We start from the raw sequence: 15342 nt of genomic DNA, 5'->3' as shown, positions 1-15342 counted from the left end.
GCGGTGGTTTCGATGACCTCCGCCTCGGCCTTCTCCGGGGTCTCGGCGTTGACGTCTTCGGCGGTGGTTTCGATGACCTCCGCCTCGGCCTTCTCCGGGGTCTCGGCGTTGACGTCTTCGGCGGTGGTCTCGGTGGCCTCCCCCTCGGTCTTTTCCGGGGTCTCCGCGTCGGCCTTTTCGGTGGCGGGGTTTTCCGGGGTGTCCGTGGTGGGGGGTGGGGGGACGAGGGAGTCGAGGTTGCCGATGGCGGAGGCGGCGCTCCACTTGGAGAGCTCGCGGCCCACCATCTCCCGGGCCAGTTCCCGCACGTCGGTCTCGACGGTGGTCTTCTGCGCCACCACCGCGCCGTTGCGCATGATCGTCACCCGGCCGGTGGCGTGCAGGATCTCGTCGAGCTTGTGGCTGATCAGGATGACGGTCTTGCCCTCGTTCTCGGTCGCCCGGCGGAGCACGGAGAACAGCTCGCGCGACTCCTTGAGGGTGAGTACCGAGGTGGGCTCGTCCAGGATGAGGAGGTCCGGGTCGCGGCGCAGGCACTTGATGAGCTCGACGCGCTGCCGTTCGCCGGTGGTCAGGTTGTCCACCTGGGCGTCGGCGTCCACGACCAGGCCGTACCGGTCGCCGACGTCCTTGACGATCTGCCGGGCGGCGTCGCGGTCGACCCGGCCGCGCTCGCCCAGCGTGACGTTCTCCCACACGCGCATCGGTCCGATGAGACTGAAGTGCTGGTGCACCATCGAGATGCCCAGCCGGGCCGCGACCAGCGGGTCGCGGATCTCGACCTGCTCACCGCGGATGGCGATGTGCCCTGAGTCGGGCACGACCAGACCGGTGAGGATCTTCATGAGCGTGCTCTTGCCGGCGCCGTTCTGCCCGAGCAGGCCGTGGATCTCGCCCTTGTGCACGCTCAGGCAGACGTCGTCGCAGGCCACCACAGAGCCGAAGCGCTTGGTGACCCCGGTCAGCTCGACCGCGGGGGCCGCGACCGGCGTGGTCGCGGCCCCGCTTGCGTTCTTACTGTCCGTCGACGGCCGCGTCGACATTGAACTTCCCGGAACCGATGTCCGCCATGAGCTTGTTGATCTGCTCCTGCTGGTCGCCCTTGGGCTTGCAGATCTTGATCAGCGGCACGGGGTCCTTACCGATGATCCATTCCCTGGTCACGCCCATCTTCAGCTGACCCTTCTGGAAGTCCTGCAGCGCCGCCGCGAAGAACGCGCCCGGGTTGAAGACGACCGAGACGTCGTACTTGATGGTGGTGTCCTGGCAGCGGTCGGTGCCCGGGGTGAGGGCGGGGACGCCCGCCTTGTTCGCCTCGGTGGTGACCGCGTCGGTGGCGCCGCCCAGGTAGGGGTAGACCAGCTTGATGTCCTGGGCCTTCATCACGTCGAAGGCCTCCTTGGCCTTCGCGGAGTCCTCGAAGTCACCGGTGTACTGGGTGAGCACCTCGGCCTTCGGCACGACGGCCTGGATGCCCTTGGTGAACGCCTTGGCGGCCTGGAGGGAGAAGTCCGCCCGGGGGCCGGTGATGTAGCCGGCCTTGGTGGCGTTGAGGTCCTTCATGAGCAGGCCGGCGGCGTAACCGGCGGTGTACAGGGTCTGGTTGACCTTGTCCACCGACTGGCTGAACCACTTGGTCTGCTTCACGCCACCGCCGCCGTTGACGTACCACTGGGTCTCGGCGCACACCGGCTCGGGGGCGACGGACAGCGCGTCCTGGAGTTCCTGGGCGCCGATGGCGATCAGGTCGACGCGCTGGCGGCAGAGGTTGCGGGCCTGGTTGGCCCCGTCCGCCACCGCGACCTTGTCGACGGTACGGATCTCCCAGCCGTTGGACCGGGCGATGGTGTTCGCCTCGTCCACGAAGCTCTGGAAGTAACCGTTGTCGTGGGTGTCACCGTTGCTCAGCACGCCGATGACGACCTTGCCGTCACCGTTGACGTCGGGCTGCCCCTTGTTGGCGGTTACCGAGGATGATCCGGAGTCCGCGGAGTTGCCCCCGCAGGCGGTGAGCAGCAACGCCGGCGCGACAAGGAGCGCAAGGGTGGCCCGTGCTGAATTTTTCATCGCTTGCCTTCCAAAGGACTCGGGGGGTCAGTCCTCGTGCGACTTCGGTTCAGTCCCCCACTGAATGAGCTGGTCATAGTGGCGCAGGGTTCGCGGCAGCGCCGTGTCCACCACTCACACCGATCGGTGGCGTGAGGTGCGGTTCGACAGTTCCCGACGGGGAACACGATGCGATATCGGATGCTCATCACCGGCGTATCGGAGGACTCGTCCGGCAGACCCGCAACCGCTTCCGCCACTCTCGGTGATCGTCGCGCCGCGGATCTGCGACGCCGAGCGTCCGGGTGTCCCCGGGCCTGGGAGGGCCGATGCCGCGCCGGGTTCCCGCGGGGGACCGGTGAACGGCGCCGGGTCTGCACAGACGGCGTAGGCCGAAGCTGCTGCGGATGTCAAGGTGACCCTTTATGATCATGCCGAAATGTTCGTGTCAGGGGGACAATCGTACGGCTTAGCAGTCATACCTTCGCGAATCCCCCAAACTGTGAGCATAAGGTCATCTTCTGTACAGATCTTGTCATTGACCTGGTCGATACGCCGGACACGCTCTGTCACGAACCCTTCCACACCGAGTCAGGCCATCCTGGCTATCATCGAACGTTCGACCTCGTCCAGGTGCGCCTCGGCGCTTCTGGACGCCCGCTCGGCGCCTCCGGCCACGATCGCCTCCGCGATCCGCCGGTGGGCCGCGCAGGACTGCTCGATGACCTCGCGTACGGCCGGCGGATCGCCGGTGTCGAAGATCGCGTCGAACTCCTCCGCCGCCAGGACGCCGTCCAGCACCTTGCCGTACAACTCCTGGAGCATCGGATTGCCGCAGCAGCGCGCGACCGTCAGGTGGAAGTGCCGGTCGGCCCGCCGGAAGTCCTCCACCGCCATGTCCCCGCCGAAGGACTCGGCCTGCCGGCGCAGCTCCGCCCGCTCGGCGTAGCTGGCGCGAACGGCCGCCAGGCGGGCGATCGCGACCTCCATCACCCGGCGGCACTCGAACAGCTCCCGCACCTGGTTGACCCGTGGGTCCACGCTGACCTCGGGAAACGTCTCCATGACGTGGAACCGGTTGCCGATCTTCCGGATCCGTCCCAGGGCCAGCAGGCTCCGCATGGCCTCCCGTACCGACGTGCGGGCCACGCCGAAGTCCTCGCACAACGCGCGCTCCGAGGGGAGCCGGGTGCCCGGGGGGAGCAGGCCGGACGCCATACTCTCCAGCAGGGCGTCCCTGATCTCCTCGGACACGGTGCGCCGTGACACGGGACCGAACCGCGGACCGTTCACGCCTCGCGACCGCCGTACGGAACGGCGACCACCCCGGGCGCCCCGGATGCCCAGGTCGCCCTGGGCGCCGGCACGCGCCGGCGGATGTCCGTGGCGGGCACGCGGCACACCGCGTGGTTAGGGGAGATCCCCATCGGCTGGCCTCGATCTGGTCTGTTGGTCTGACCAAGTGATCTTAAGTTTGGCAGACCGGAGACCACAATGGGTTTCGCTTGGGTTTCAATTGGTCAGACGGGTTACCGGTTCTGGTGGGTCAGCCGTTGCCCTGGGCGAAGACGTCCAGGAGCTCGCGGGCGGTGAGGGCGGTGCGCAGCCGGTGAGCCGTCTCCGGGTCCAGCGGGTCGGCGCCGATGAGCTGGCGGAGCTGTCCCACCCGGTAGCCCACCGAGTTGCGGTGCAGGTGCAGTTGCTCGGCGACGCTGGCCCGGCTGCCGCGGGTCGCGAGCCAGGCGTCCAGCGTGAGGATCAGCTCGGGGCGGTCCAGGATCGGCCCGAGCTGCTGCTCGACGAACGCCTGCAGGTGCGCGGGCGGCACGGCGAGCAGCAGTTGCGCGAGCCCCAGCTCCGAGTGCAGCAGCTCGGTCTCCCCCGACCTGCGGCGGAGCAGCCCGAGCACGGTCTCCGCGTCCTTGAAGGACCTGGCAGTCTCCCGCGGATCGCTGACGACGGGCCCGGTCGCGGCCAGCACGGTGCCCTCGCCCACCATGCCCTGGAGCCGCACCCGGATCCGGGTGACCTCTCTCGGCAGGTCGCCGGCCAGCACGGTCCAGCCCTTGCTGTCGTCCTGGCGCACCGGCATCTCCAGCCAGGACAGCGCGGTGGACCAGGTGCGGCGGTTGGGCCCGTCGTAGGCGAAGACCACGGCGGCGTGCTGCTCGGTGAGCCGCAGCCCGAACCGCGCGGCCGTGCGGGTCAGCTCCTCGGTGCCTCGCAGCGCCCCGTAGCGCAGCTCGTCGATCAGCCGGCTCGCGGTCTCCGCCCTGGCCGCGGCGGCGGCGTCGCGCCGTACCGCCTCGATCGCGATGGCCGTGGAGGACGCCTTCAGCACGGCGAGGACCCGCTCGCCGGCCGGCTCGGCGACCAGCAGCAGGCCGACCCTGCGCTGCGCAGCCCAGACGGCCATGGCCCTGGCCGGCCAGCCGTCGCCCAGCGTCACGCTGACCGGCTCCGGTTCGGCGAAGACCCGCGCCACCTCGGCCGGGCTCATGGTCGCGTCACCGCCGTCGGTGGCGTAGAACACCCCTCCGTGTACGCCGATCAGCCGCGCGGCGACCCCGGTCTCCTCCGAGATCGCGGCGAGGATGGACCGCCAGCCGTCGCCGCCGAAGGCGATCTGGTTGAGTCTGGCCGCGAAGTCCGCGGTGCCGGGCAGGCTCCTGCGGCGGCTGGGCCCCCGCCCCGGCCGGGCCACCGGGCCGTCGAGATCCCCCTCGACCTTCAGGCGGTCCATTGAAACCTCCACAATCTGGCCCCAACACACGAAGATGGCAATTTTTCATAACAAAGTAGTGCTTTTTGGACACCCTTATATCGGTGGGACAATACGGCCATGCGGGATCGAGCCAAGGGGGCGGCCCGGGCCGCCGCGCAGCACTAGGCGGACCGCCTCACGGCGCCCGGCCATCGGCTGCCCGCCCATCCCGAGCTCGCGTTCGAGGGGGAACACGTGTGCGCCTGGCCGGGGGAGGCCCCGACCGCGCACGGCTTTGCCATACGGGCGGGGGTGTGCGACCTGCCGAGGCTGCACCCCGCGCCCCGGGAGCGGCTCGACCCTCCGGCGCCCGCCAGTGCACAGCCGCACGTCGAGCACGTCGAGCACGACGGGAAGCCGGCGCACGCCTCGGCCGACTCCTACGCCCGCGCCCGGCCGCCGGCGGAGCCGACCGTGCTCCAAGCACGATTGCGGGCCTGCTTCAAGGCCGGGGCGGCGGCCACCGACTCCCAGCCCTCCGCCACCTCGGCACCGCCCGCCTACTCGGAGTCCCCACACGACCCCGTCGAGGCCCCCTCTTCCGGCCTGCCCGCCTGCGGACGCCGTCCCCGATGCGTCCGTCGCTGCCGGCCCCGTACTGTCCGGGCATACCGGTGAAATCCCCTTATGACCCGGCATACAGCGCTGTGCTACCGGCACAAATGTCACTTCGCCAGGATGTGGCCATATCTTCCCCCGTGCAACCCACTCTTCCGGCAGGCAAGACGCTCTTTCAGCCAGGCAACCCGCTCCTGGCCCGGCCCTCTCCCTCCTGGCTCGGGCCTCCCGCTCGTGGGCCGGGCCTCCCGCTCACCCCACCGAGGGCGGCGTTCCCCCATGACAGAGGCCGTCCCACTCGCCGGTGTCGCGGACGGCGAGTGGGACGGCCGGTCAGGCGCGGTGTCGGGTGGGCGGCGGCGGCCGGTCGGCGGACCGGTCGCCAGGCCGCCGACGGCCTTCAGTGGCCTCAGTGCCCCAGTGCCCCAGTGGCAGTCAGTGGCAGTCAGGGGCGGCGGTCGCTGTGCCGCGGGCCGGCGACCAGGCGGTCGCCGGTGGACGGCTCGGCCGGGCTGCGCATCTCGGGGACGGGACGCGCGTGCTGGGTGGGGTACGGCGCGGTGGGGTCGTGCTGGGCGACCGGAGCGGCAGGGGCGGCAGGGGCGGCCGGGGTCGCCGGGGGCGGCTGGGTGACGGGAGCGGCGGGGGTCGCCGGGGCCGTCTCGCTCTGACGCTCCCGCTCCAGCTTGCGCTCCAGCTCCCGCTTCTCGTCCTCCAGCTTGCTGACCCGGTCCTCGACGGCCAGCCGGCTGCGCCGTACCTTGCGCCGCCGCACCAGGCCGCGCCGCATGCCCCTGCTCATCATGGCGAGCCCGATCACGAAGACCGCGGCGATCGCCACGCCGAGCAGCAGCAGTTCAAGCTGGCTGAGCTGATACGTCCGATCCATGATGTCCACCGCGGTGGTCGTGGTCGCGGTCGCGCCGAGCGCTATCACGACCACGGCCGCCACCGCGGCGACCATCAAAAGCAGTCCGAGCGCTACCATCGGATCTCACTCCTCGATCTTCCTCAGTCGTGCGGAATGCCGCGTGGTTGCGCTACGACTGCCCCGTATCTTTTGGGTTATTCGAAGACCCCTCCTGACCGGCGGAAGGATCGATCCGCTTACTCTGTGGCAAAGCCGGAACCATTGCTTGCTCATCGATTACGATCGGTCATCGGACCTTGCCAGCCGTCGCCACGGCCGCGCCCGGCCGTCCGTGACTGGTCCTTGGAGATCGTGAATGACAGGAGAGGCGCACATGGCGAGGAAGCCGCGCTGGAATGGTCCGGAGCCCGTCGACGCCGTCTGGCCCGGCGACCGTTACGAGGTGCGGTGCACCTTTCCGCCTCCTGACTACGCGACCAGCGATTTCTACCATTACGCGGAGTTCGCCTATGAGGCCGCGCGCCGGATCAGGGACGCGGGGCTGGCCAGGCAGGTCCAGGTGGTGCGGATGCGCGACAACACCGTGCTGTTCGACCTCATGACCTCCCAGGAGGCCCCGCTGGACGCCTGGTAGCCGGCCAGGTTCGACCTGGCCGGCTGTGAGTCCCGCGGACGCGCCCGGCAGAGGCGCGGGTAAAAGAAGCGCGCATGGAAGAAGGCCGCCGTTTGCAAGTCCGTAGTGGCGGCCTTCCCCCATACGCGGGATCGGTGTTACTCGGCCAGGGCGGAGCAGCAGGTGTCGACGATCAGGCGGGTGACGACGTACGGGTCGCAGTTGGCGTTGGGCCGGCGGTCCTCGATGTAGCCCTTCTTGTCCGCCTCGACCTGCCACGGGATGCGCACCGACGCGCCGCGGTCGGACACGCCGTAGCTGTACTCGCTCCACGGGGCGGTCTCGTGCAGGCCGGTCAGGCGGTGCTCGATGTCGGCGCCGTAGCCCTTGACGTGCTCGGCGGCCTTGGTGCTGAGGGCCTCGCAGGCGGCGATGATCGCGTCGTAGCCCTCGCGCATGGCCTTGGTGGAGAAGTTGGTGTGCGCGCCGGCGCCGTTCCAGTCGCCCTTGACCGGCTTGGGGTCGAGGGTGGCGGAGACGCCGAAGTCCTCGGCGACGCGGTAGAGCAGCCAGCGGGCCACCCAGAGCTGGTCGGAGACGGCCTCCGGGCCCACCGGGCCGACCTGGAACTCCCACTGGCCGGGCATGACCTCGGCGTTGATGCCGGAGATCGCCAGACCGGCCTTGAGGCACGTGTCGAGGTGGGCCTCGACGATCTCGCGCCCGAAGACCTCGTCGGCGCCGACGCCGCAGTAGTAGAAGCCCTGCGGGGCGGGGAAGCCGCCGGCCGGGAAGCCGAACGGGCGCCCGTCCTTGAAGAAGGTGTACTCCTGCTCGATGCCGAAGATCGGCTCCTGGTCGGCGAAGCGCTCGGCGATCGGCGTGAGCAGGGCCCGGGTGTTGGTGGGGTGCGGGGTCATGTCGGTGAGGAGCACCTCACACAGGACCAGCACGTTGTCGCCGCCGCGGATCGGGTCGGGACAGGTGAAGACCGGCTTGAGCACACAGTCAGACGCGTGGCCCGCGGCCTGGTTCGTGCTGGAACCGTCGAAGCCCCAGATCGGCAGTTCGGCGCCGTCCGCGAGGATCTTGGTCTTCGAACGCAGGCGGGCCGTGGGCTCGGTGCCGTCGATCCAGATGTACTCAGCCTTGTAGCTCACGTCTGTCCCTTCATTGGTCGCCGCGCCGACACTCCCAACGACCGATTTCGAGGCTGTTGCCCGAATGTAACCGCAGTGTGAATCATGGTCATGTGTCCGCATTTTGGGACATGCTTTAACCACTTCGGCCCGGGTCGTCCCGATGGTGAACATGGTGCGCTCAGGTACAGGCGCTGACGCTGTGTCACGGTCAAGGAGGCGTCGGCCGTACCCATGGGGCAGGGGAGGTCAAACCTGTCGTGACCCTGCCGTTGGCTGATCGTTATCGACGGGTGAGCTATGTCCCGGTCCGGCCGGTGAAGATCCCGTTATCGTAGGGGCCCTCTCCCGCGGTCGGCCGGACTTCCCCTCTGCATCATCGGCAGGGCCGCGGGTTTCCATAGCACGTGAACGGATCACGCCCCCCTTACTCCAAGCCGCGGTGGAGGAACGGGGGCGTTCCGCGTTGGGGCTGTTCGAAGATCGGGTCGGCGCCCTCGGGCAGCGGGGTGCGGAAGGCGGCCAGGGACAGGGCCAGCGTCTCGTAGTAGCCGACCAGGACGACGAGTTCGTAGAGGCGGGGCAGGCCGAGGGCGTCGCGGGCACGGGCGAAGAGGTCGTCGTCCAGCGTGCGCCCGGTCAGCAGGGCGTGGGCGGCCTCGCGCACGATCCGCTCGGCCGGATCGAAGGACTCGCACCCGCCGCCGGCGCGCAGGGCGGCGAGTTCCTCCTCGGTGAGCCCGGCCTGCCTGCCCACCCGCTCGTGCGCGTGCCACTCGAAGTCGCTGCGCCGGACGGCGGCCACCGTGAGGACGGCGATCTCACGCCACCTGGCGGGCAGTGCGGTCTCGTAGCGGATGGCCGCGCCGAGGCGTTGCAGGGCGTGGCCCACCTCCGGGGCGGTGAGCATCGCGTTGAACGGACCCTCCAGCCGGCCCGCCGGATCCGTCAGGCTGAACGCGCGCGGTCCGCCGGCCCGGGCGCCGCCGGTGATCTCGTCGTAGACCGCCCTGCGCGCGGGGTCGAGCTCCGCCGGGTCGTACCAGGGCAGCCGGCCGTGGTCCTCGCTCATCGGCGTCCCCTACCTTCCCTGGTGGTTTCGCACGATGGCGTCGATGACGTCGGCGGCGTCGAGCCCCTTGTGCGTGAGGTGGCCGGCGGTGGCCAGTTCGGCCAGGCCGTGGGCGGTGCACAGCAGGGCGAGCAGGTCGGCCTTGGCCGCGCCGGGCCGGCCCGCCACCCGCAGGCCGAGCTGGTCCATCACCTCGTCCACGGCCACCTCCAGCTCGGGATGGCTGCCGGCGAGGAACTCCGAGGCGAAGACCAGCCGGTACTCCTGCGGGTGCCGCATCGCGTAGTCCACGTAGCCCTGGTAGAACGCGCGCAGCCGCCCGGGGAGGTCGTCGGTCGAGCCGACCGCGGCGGAGACCTGCTCGCTCAGGTCGAGGACCACCCGGCCGGCGAGCGCGGCGAGCAGCGCGGTCTTGTCGGTGAAGTGGCGGTAGGCGGCGGAGCGGGACAGGCCGCTCGCGTCGCCGACGGCGCGGAGCGTCACGGCTTCGAGGCCGCCGGCGCGCAGCAGCGCCAGCGCGCTCTCGATCAGCCTGGTTCTGGTGTCGTCGGCCACCTGCCCTACCTTTCCGCATTGCGTGTTGACAACGTCAACGTACCTAGTTGACACTGTCAACACGATGTTGACGCCGTCAACGGGAGAGACATGAAGATCACGGTGAACAGTGTCCCCACAGTGGTGGACACCCAGGAACACGATGCGGCGGTGGACGTCCTACGCGAGGAGCTGGGACTGACCGGCGCCAAGCCGGCCTGCCGTACCGGGGTCTGCGGGGCATGCACGATCATGGTGGACGGCACGCCGAAGGTGAGCTGCCTGCTGCCGCCCGAGGCGCTGGAGGAGCGGGAGGTCACCACCGCCGAAGGGCTGGACCACCCAGTGCAGCGGGCCTTCGCCGCGCACGACGGGCTCCAGTGCGGTTACTGCACGCCGGGCTTCGTCGTGGAGGCGGCGGCGTTCGTGGACCGCTGGCGGGCCGAGCACGGCGACGTGACCCCGCCCCGGGAGACCATCGCGGCCGCCATGGCGGGACACCTCTGCCGATGCGGCGCGTACCAGGGCATCTACGCGGCGATCGGTGCCGCCTGCCGGGGCGAGCACGACGACGGCCACGCGGCCGGCGGCCGGGTCGAGGCGATGGAGAAGATCTCCGGCCTGGCCCGCTACAGCACCGACATCCGCCTTCCCGGGCAGCTCGAAGGCGTGATCATCCGATCCGCCGCCGCCCACGCGCTGGTCGGCGACGTGCGGGCGCCCGAGGGGACGCGACTGGTGGACCTGCTGCCCGCGGACCGGACGGTGCGCTACGCCGGCCAGCCGGTCGCCGCCGTCGCGGCCGCCACCCGGCGGGAGGCGCTGGCGCTCGCCGCCGCCGTCCAGGTGGACTACACCGAACGGCCCGCCGCCCTGGACGACCGTCCCGGCGCCCCGCCGGTGTACGACGAGCGCAGCAGGAAGCAGGCGGCCAGCTCCGCCGAGGGGTTCGCCCTGCCTGGCGGCTGGGACGGCAACGTGCGCCGCACCTCCGCCTTCGGCGCCCGGCGCGGCCGTACGGCGAAGGCCCGGCTGGAGGCGGCGCACCGCGCCGGTGACCCCGGCCTGGTCACCGGCACCTACACGACGGCGGTCCAGGTGCACACGCCGCTGGAGCCGCACGCGTGCGTGGCCCACTGGGACGAGCGCGGCGACCTGCGCCTGCACCTGTCCACCCAGACGGTCGGCATGGCCGCCGAGGCCGCCGCCAAGCGGTGGAACCTCGACCTCGGCCGGGTGCACATCATCGCGGACCACGTCGGCGGCGGCTTCGGCGCCAAGGCCGGGCTCACCGTGGAGGCGATCGCCGCCACCGAACTGGCCCGGCTGCACGCCGCGCCGGTACGGGTGGCGCTGAGCAGAGGCGAGGAGCTCACCGACGCGGGCAGCCGGCCGGGCACCAGCACCAGGGTCGCCCTGCTCGTGGACGAGGCCGGCGACCTCGCCGCGCTCGACCTCGACACCCGCGGCCGGGGCGGCGTCGCCATCGGCTCCGCCGTCGCCCTGCTGGCCAGGCTCATGTACGGCACGGCGCCGCGCCGGCTGCGCGACTTCGACGTGGTCACGAACGAACCGCCCGGCACGGCGTTCCGCGGCCCCGGCGGCGCGCCCCTGCACTGGGCGCTGGAACAGGCCGTGGACGAGGCAGCGCACCGGCGCGGTGAGGACCCGATCGCGCTGCGCCGCCGCTGGGACGGCAACCGCAAGCGGCACGCGCTCTACGACTGGGCGGCCGGGCTGCCGGTGTGGCGGGACCGGCCGGCGACCGGCTCGCAGACCGGCAGGTTCCGGCGCGGCGTCGGCGTGGCCGCCGCCAACTGGTTCTACTTCCTGGTGCCCGGCACCGAGGTGGAACTGGAGGTCCAGGGGGACGTGGTCGTGGCCCGCACCACCACCCAGGACATCGGCACCGGCGTCCGCACGGTCATCGCCGGGATCCTGCGCGAGGAACTGGACCTGCCCGCCGAGCGGATCAGGGTGGAGATCGGCAGGACGGGCACCGTGCCGGGACCGCCGTCGATCGGCAGCCGGACCACCGCCTCCGTCGGCCCCGCCACCAGGGACGCCGCCCGCCGGCTGCGCCGGGAGGGGTTGGCCGACGGCCGGAAGGTGGTCGGCAGGCGGCACCGCGACCGGCGCGGCTACGTGACGCCGTTCGCGGTCGCGGGGATGGCCGTCGGGCGCGGGTTCAGCGGCTCGGTGCACGTCACCGAGGTCGAGGTGGACACCCGCTTCGGCACCGTCCGGCCGCTGCGGGTCTGGGGCGGGATCTCGGCCGGCCGCATCTACGCCGACGGGCCGGCGCGCAGTCAGTGCGAGGGTGGCATCGTGCAGGGCATCGGCTACGCGCTCTACGAGGAACGGCGGATCGACCCGGTGACCGGCGTCGTGCTGACCGCCAACCTGGAGGACTACCGCATCCCCGGCATCGGCGACACCCCGGAGATGGTGCTCCACTTCCACCAGGAAGGCTGGGAGCACGTCAACGGGCAGGGCGTCGGCATCGGGGAGATCTCCACCATCGGGGTGGCGGCGTCGGTGGGCAACGCCGTGTACAACGCCACCGGCTGGCGCCCGCACGACCTGCCCATCCGCCCTGACCGTGTGCTCGAAGGGATCCACCGATGACGACGCCCTCCCTGGACGACCTCGCCGCCCTGGGCCGCGAGTTCCGCGCCGGCGGCACCGATCTCATGTCGCGCACCGTGCCCTCCCGGGAGTACGCGGACCTGTCCGGCACGCCGGAGCTGACCGGGATCGAATGGTCGGCCGACGGCTCGGCGCGGATCGGCGCGCTGACCACCGTCGCGGAGATCGCGGAGGACGCCCTGATCCGGGCGGCCTACCCGGCGCTGGCCGGCACGGCGGCCGGGCTCGCCACGCCGCAGGTCCGGGCGGCGGGCACGGTCGGTGGCAACCTCCTGCAGCGCAACCGCTGCGCCTACTTCCGCAACCCGGCCTTCAGTTGCCACCAGGACGGCGGCGACTCCTGCCCGGCCCGCGCCGGGACGATGCTCAACCCCACCGTGATCGAGTCCGGCCCGTGCCTCGCCCCGCACCCGTCGTCGCTGGCCATGGCGCTGATCGGCTATGACGCCACCGCCGAGGTGCGGGGCAGGGGAGCGGTGCCGGTGCGCGACCTCTACGGGGACGATCCGGGCGCGGACCACCTGCTGGCGCCGGGGGAGATCCTGGTCGGGGTCGGGCTGCCCGTGCCCGTGCCGGGGGAGCGGGCCGCATACCACCGGGCGATCGGCCGGGCGGAGGCCGAGTGGCCGCTGGTGGAGGCGACCGCGCGGGTGGTCGTGGAGGGGGACCGGATCACGCTGGCGGCCGTGGCGGTGGGCGGCGTCGCGCGGACTCCGCTCCGGCTGCCCGAGGTGGAGGCCGCGCTCCTGGCCGGTGAACCGCTCGACCGGGCCGCCGCGCTGGCCGCCGATCGTTGCTCTCCGTCGCCGGACGCGGCTTACAAGGTGGCCCTGCTCACCGGGACGGTGCTGGAGGTCCTTGAACGCTGCCTCGACGACTAAAAGGTACAAAGCGGGATTTCTGATCCATCATCGTATTTTGCCTCATTGTCTCCGTGGTATTTGAGGTGATAGGCCGATACCCAGATGTCGGAGAGGTCTTCCCTTTCGATCAGGAGCCACCAGTGATTGTGGCCTTCCGGCCCTTTGTGGAGGCGTCCTTGATATTTGCACTGGACGGGATATCTTCCGGCGAACAGAATCCCCGTCACGCACTCCTCGCAGTCGGGGCCCAAATAGGCCCTGGGTGCGCCGAACAGCGTGACGGTGCCGGGATCGGGGATGACCGTCACCAGGACCGAAGGGGTCGGAGAGGCCAGCACGACAGGGATGACCTGCTCCGACCCCTTCCCGTCGTGGAGGGCGACGATCGCGGCGACGAGTGTGGCGAGTCCGCCTATCACGGCGGCCAGCAGCGTTTGCCAGGCCTTAAGACGTTTTGCCATGGTCTTGAGGCGGGTGGTTTGGTCTGAGGTTTCCGGGTGGTTGTCGTCCGTGCTCATGGCAACGCCCTCATGACAAAATGTTACGTCGCCATTCTGGTGTCAGGTGCGGTTAACGCGTTTCGCGGCCGAGTGCAGTCGCGAGTCGTGATGTGCAATGTGTGGGTTTGAGGTAATAGGGGCTGACCCATCCCGCTCGCCCACCTGATCCGATCACCGCCCACGGCGGCGCAGGCCGGCTCCGGAAGTACGAAGGGCCGGCGCTGATCACCACGTCCCGATGCGTCAGGGCGCCGATCCGGCGGCCCTGCCAGTCACGTACGGTGAGCGAGTCGGCGATCACCCGGAAGCACCTGATCACCGGTTGCCGTGGCGAGTCCGCGAAGGCGGGCGCGATCGCCAGCCGCAACTCGCCCCCGGTGCCGGTTTCGGTCCCGGTCTTCTCCATGGGTTCGGGCGCGGCGGGCGTGGCGGCCCTGGAGGTGCCCGCCGCCGCACGGCCCGGAATCTCCAGGTTGGACACCGCGATCAGGACTCCGGTCACCGCCAGCAGGAAGACGAGGTTCGCGGCGGCGAAGGGATTGCGCCGCAGCATCCCGCACGCCCGCCGCGACCACCCCTTCGCCGCTCCCCGCACCAGGCCCGCCCGCGCGGAGACCCCGGCTGGCTCCCGGACGACCCCGCCCGCCCGCTCCGGCCCCCCGCCCCGCTCCGGCCCCCATGCCGATCGCGGCTCCCACGCCGATCGCGGTCCCCACGCCGATCGCGGTCCGCCTGCCGACCGCGGTCCCCATGCCGATCGCGGTGCGCCTGCCTGCTCCGGCGCGACCGGGTGGATCGGGCCGCCGATCGGCTGGTGGGCGGCGGACGGGTGCGGGCCGCCGGTGGGGCGGGGCCGGACGAGGCGGTGCCAGGCGGCGTCCCAGGCCGGGCGCTCCCGCTCCGGGACGTGGCAGGCCGCGACGAAGGCGCGGACCGTCTCCAGCCTCGGCCGGGCACGCCGCCCGCCGAGCATGTCGTGCAGCGTGCTGGTGCCCAGCCGCCCGCCGCACCGCCGGGCGAGCGCGGCCAGCGACGGGCTCCCCGCCCAGACCCGCAACGCGCGCAGCGACTGGACGAACTCCTCGAACGTCGCCGCGTCCGCCGGATCGGGCAGGCCGTGACGCGTCCCGGCGAGGTCGGAGGGCAGGCCGGGACCCACCCCGGCGGTGCTGTCCGAGCGCCTGCCGGGACGCGTCCCGGCGGGGTCCTCGGGGCGGGGACGCTCCGCGGGCGCCGGGCTCGCCGGGCCGGGGTGCGCGGCGGTGGCGGCGTGCCGGGCGCGCTCCCAGCGCTCGCGCCACTCGGCCTCGTCCCCCGCGCAGGCGCGGACGTAGGCGAGCGTGACCGGCAGCGTCGGCAGTCGCCGGCCGGACGCGGCCTGGGACAGCACCGCGAGCGAGTAGCCGGCGCGGGCGGACATCGCCCGGTAGGGCACGTTACCGGCCTGCCGGCGCAGCATCCGGAGCTGGAAGGCGAATTCGGCGATCGGCCCGGTTGTCGGATCGAGAAGTGTCTCTGGTCTGGCCATGATGAAAATCCCCCGCGCGAGTGCGAGCCCACGCCAACCCACGCCATCGTGCTTTCCGGGAAGGAACGCCTTTCGTCCGGAAGAGCGCGCCCTGCGCCAGGCAGGCCCGGACGGCTGGCTCGAAAAGTCATTTACCGCGGTCGTCGAGGCCGGGAAATGTGGCTGCCTCATGTGTACTGGCGGGGATGCGGGCAGGCAGGGGAGT

Annotated in this window: 14 protein-coding genes; 4 read left to right on the top strand and 10 right to left on the bottom strand. The window is 71.3% G+C overall.

Annotated features, from left to right (window positions below; translation table 11 throughout):
• From QSK26_RS20400 to QSK26_RS20385, 4 genes are all read right to left on the bottom strand, one after another.
• The coding region (locus tag QSK26_RS20400) for an ATP-binding cassette domain-containing protein (protein ID WP_285776774.1) at positions 1-1043 on the bottom strand (1043 nt) is incomplete at its 3' end.
• Positions 1015-2067: a BMP family ABC transporter substrate-binding protein gene (locus tag QSK26_RS20395; protein WP_285776773.1), complete on the bottom strand. Its 1053-nt coding sequence runs from the start codon at positions 2065-2067 to the stop codon at positions 1015-1017. The genes QSK26_RS20400 and QSK26_RS20395, both read right to left, overlap by 29 nt.
• Positions 2068-2637: 570 nt before the next feature.
• Positions 2638-3315 (bottom strand): FadR/GntR family transcriptional regulator, encoded by a 678-nt coding sequence (locus QSK26_RS20390; RefSeq protein ID WP_285776772.1) that lies wholly within the window; start codon positions 3313-3315, stop codon positions 2638-2640.
• A 277-nt stretch (positions 3316-3592) separates the two neighbouring features.
• Positions 3593-4789, bottom strand: a complete 1197-nt coding sequence (locus QSK26_RS20385; RefSeq protein ID WP_285776771.1) for a PucR family transcriptional regulator — start codon at positions 4787-4789, stop codon at positions 3593-3595.
• A gap of 273 nt (positions 4790-5062) precedes the next feature.
• Here QSK26_RS20385 and QSK26_RS20380 point away from each other — a divergent pair, with 273 nt between their 5' ends.
• On the top strand, positions 5063-5428 hold the full coding sequence (locus tag QSK26_RS20380; protein WP_285776770.1) for a hypothetical protein: 366 nt from the start codon (positions 5063-5065) through the stop codon (positions 5426-5428).
• 385 nt (positions 5429-5813) lie between these two features.
• Here QSK26_RS20380 and QSK26_RS20375 read toward each other — a convergent pair whose 3' ends face one another.
• Positions 5814-6356, bottom strand: coding sequence for a hypothetical protein (locus QSK26_RS20375; RefSeq protein ID WP_285776769.1), 543 nt, complete (start codon positions 6354-6356; stop codon positions 5814-5816).
• A 256-nt stretch (positions 6357-6612) separates the two neighbouring features.
• Here QSK26_RS20375 and QSK26_RS20370 point away from each other — a divergent pair, with 256 nt between their 5' ends.
• Positions 6613-6873, top strand: coding sequence for a hypothetical protein (locus QSK26_RS20370; protein ID WP_285776768.1), 261 nt, complete (start codon positions 6613-6615; stop codon positions 6871-6873).
• 137 nt (positions 6874-7010) lie between these two features.
• On the opposite strand, the gene glnII is transcribed toward QSK26_RS20370, so the two are convergent.
• From glnII to QSK26_RS20355, 3 genes are all read right to left on the bottom strand, one after another.
• A complete protein-coding gene (gene glnII, locus QSK26_RS20365; protein ID WP_285776767.1) occupies positions 7011-8012 on the bottom strand; it encodes a glutamine synthetase in 1002 nt (333 codons plus the stop codon).
• Positions 8013-8418: 406 nt separating this feature from the next.
• Positions 8419-9063 (bottom strand): carboxymuconolactone decarboxylase family protein, encoded by a 645-nt coding sequence (locus tag QSK26_RS20360; RefSeq protein ID WP_285776766.1) that lies wholly within the window; start codon positions 9061-9063, stop codon positions 8419-8421.
• A 9-nt stretch (positions 9064-9072) separates the two neighbouring features.
• Positions 9073-9618 carry a TetR/AcrR family transcriptional regulator gene (locus QSK26_RS20355; RefSeq protein WP_285776765.1) on the bottom strand — a complete coding sequence of 182 codons (546 nt, stop codon included), beginning with the start codon at positions 9616-9618 and terminating at the stop codon, positions 9073-9075.
• A gap of 90 nt (positions 9619-9708) precedes the next feature.
• Here QSK26_RS20355 and QSK26_RS20350 point away from each other — a divergent pair, with 90 nt between their 5' ends.
• The gene (locus QSK26_RS20350; protein ID WP_285776764.1) at positions 9709-12225 is read left to right on the top strand and encodes a molybdopterin-dependent oxidoreductase; all 2517 of its coding nucleotides are present in this window, start codon (positions 9709-9711) and stop codon (positions 12223-12225) included.
• On the top strand, positions 12222-13127 hold the full coding sequence (locus tag QSK26_RS20345; RefSeq protein ID WP_285776763.1) for an FAD binding domain-containing protein: 906 nt from the start codon (positions 12222-12224) through the stop codon (positions 13125-13127). The genes QSK26_RS20350 and QSK26_RS20345 overlap by 4 nt, the downstream gene beginning before the upstream one ends.
• Here QSK26_RS20345 and QSK26_RS20340 read toward each other — a convergent pair.
• Both QSK26_RS20340 and QSK26_RS20335 read right to left on the bottom strand, forming a co-directional pair.
• Positions 13124-13627 (bottom strand): hypothetical protein, encoded by a 504-nt coding sequence (locus tag QSK26_RS20340; RefSeq protein ID WP_285776762.1) that lies wholly within the window; start codon positions 13625-13627, stop codon positions 13124-13126. The two genes, QSK26_RS20345 and QSK26_RS20340, sit on opposite strands and share 4 nt — an antisense overlap.
• Positions 13628-13679: 52 nt before the next feature.
• Entirely contained in the window at positions 13680-15137 is a 1458-nt protein-coding gene (locus tag QSK26_RS20335) for a helix-turn-helix domain-containing protein (protein WP_285776761.1), read from the bottom strand.
• Positions 15138-15342: the final 205 nt, after the last annotated feature.

The organism is Microtetraspora sp. NBRC 13810, assembly GCF_030268685.1.
In the GTDB taxonomy this organism is placed as follows: domain Bacteria; phylum Actinomycetota; class Actinomycetes; order Streptosporangiales; family Streptosporangiaceae; genus BSRQ01.
The sequence above is the reverse complement of the archived record's forward strand: the minus strand, read 5'-3'. Positions and strand labels throughout refer to the sequence as shown.

Bases quoted from the DNA above. Each gene is read 5' to 3' on its own strand.
- QSK26_RS20395 (WP_285776773.1), bottom strand. From the start codon at position 2,067: ATGAAAAATTCAGCACGGGCCACCCTTGCGCTCCTTGTCGCGCCGGCG.
- QSK26_RS20370 (WP_285776768.1), top strand. From the start codon at position 6,613: ATGGCGAGGAAGCCGCGCTGGAATGGTCCGGAGCCCGTCGACGCCGTC.
- QSK26_RS20360 (WP_285776766.1), bottom strand. From the start codon at position 9,063: ATGAGCGAGGACCACGGCCGGCTGCCCTGGTACGACCCGGCGGAGCTC.
- QSK26_RS20385 (WP_285776771.1), bottom strand. From the start codon at position 4,789: ATGGACCGCCTGAAGGTCGAGGGGGATCTCGACGGCCCGGTGGCCCGG.
- QSK26_RS20340 (WP_285776762.1), bottom strand. From the start codon at position 13,627: ATGAGCACGGACGACAACCACCCGGAAACCTCAGACCAAACCACCCGC.
- QSK26_RS20335 (WP_285776761.1), bottom strand. From the start codon at position 15,137: ATGGCCAGACCAGAGACACTTCTCGATCCGACAACCGGGCCGATCGCC.
- QSK26_RS20350 (WP_285776764.1), top strand. From the start codon at position 9,709: ATGAAGATCACGGTGAACAGTGTCCCCACAGTGGTGGACACCCAGGAA.
- QSK26_RS20345 (WP_285776763.1), top strand. From the start codon at position 12,222: ATGACGACGCCCTCCCTGGACGACCTCGCCGCCCTGGGCCGCGAGTTC.
- QSK26_RS20375 (WP_285776769.1), bottom strand. From the start codon at position 6,356: ATGGTAGCGCTCGGACTGCTTTTGATGGTCGCCGCGGTGGCGGCCGTG.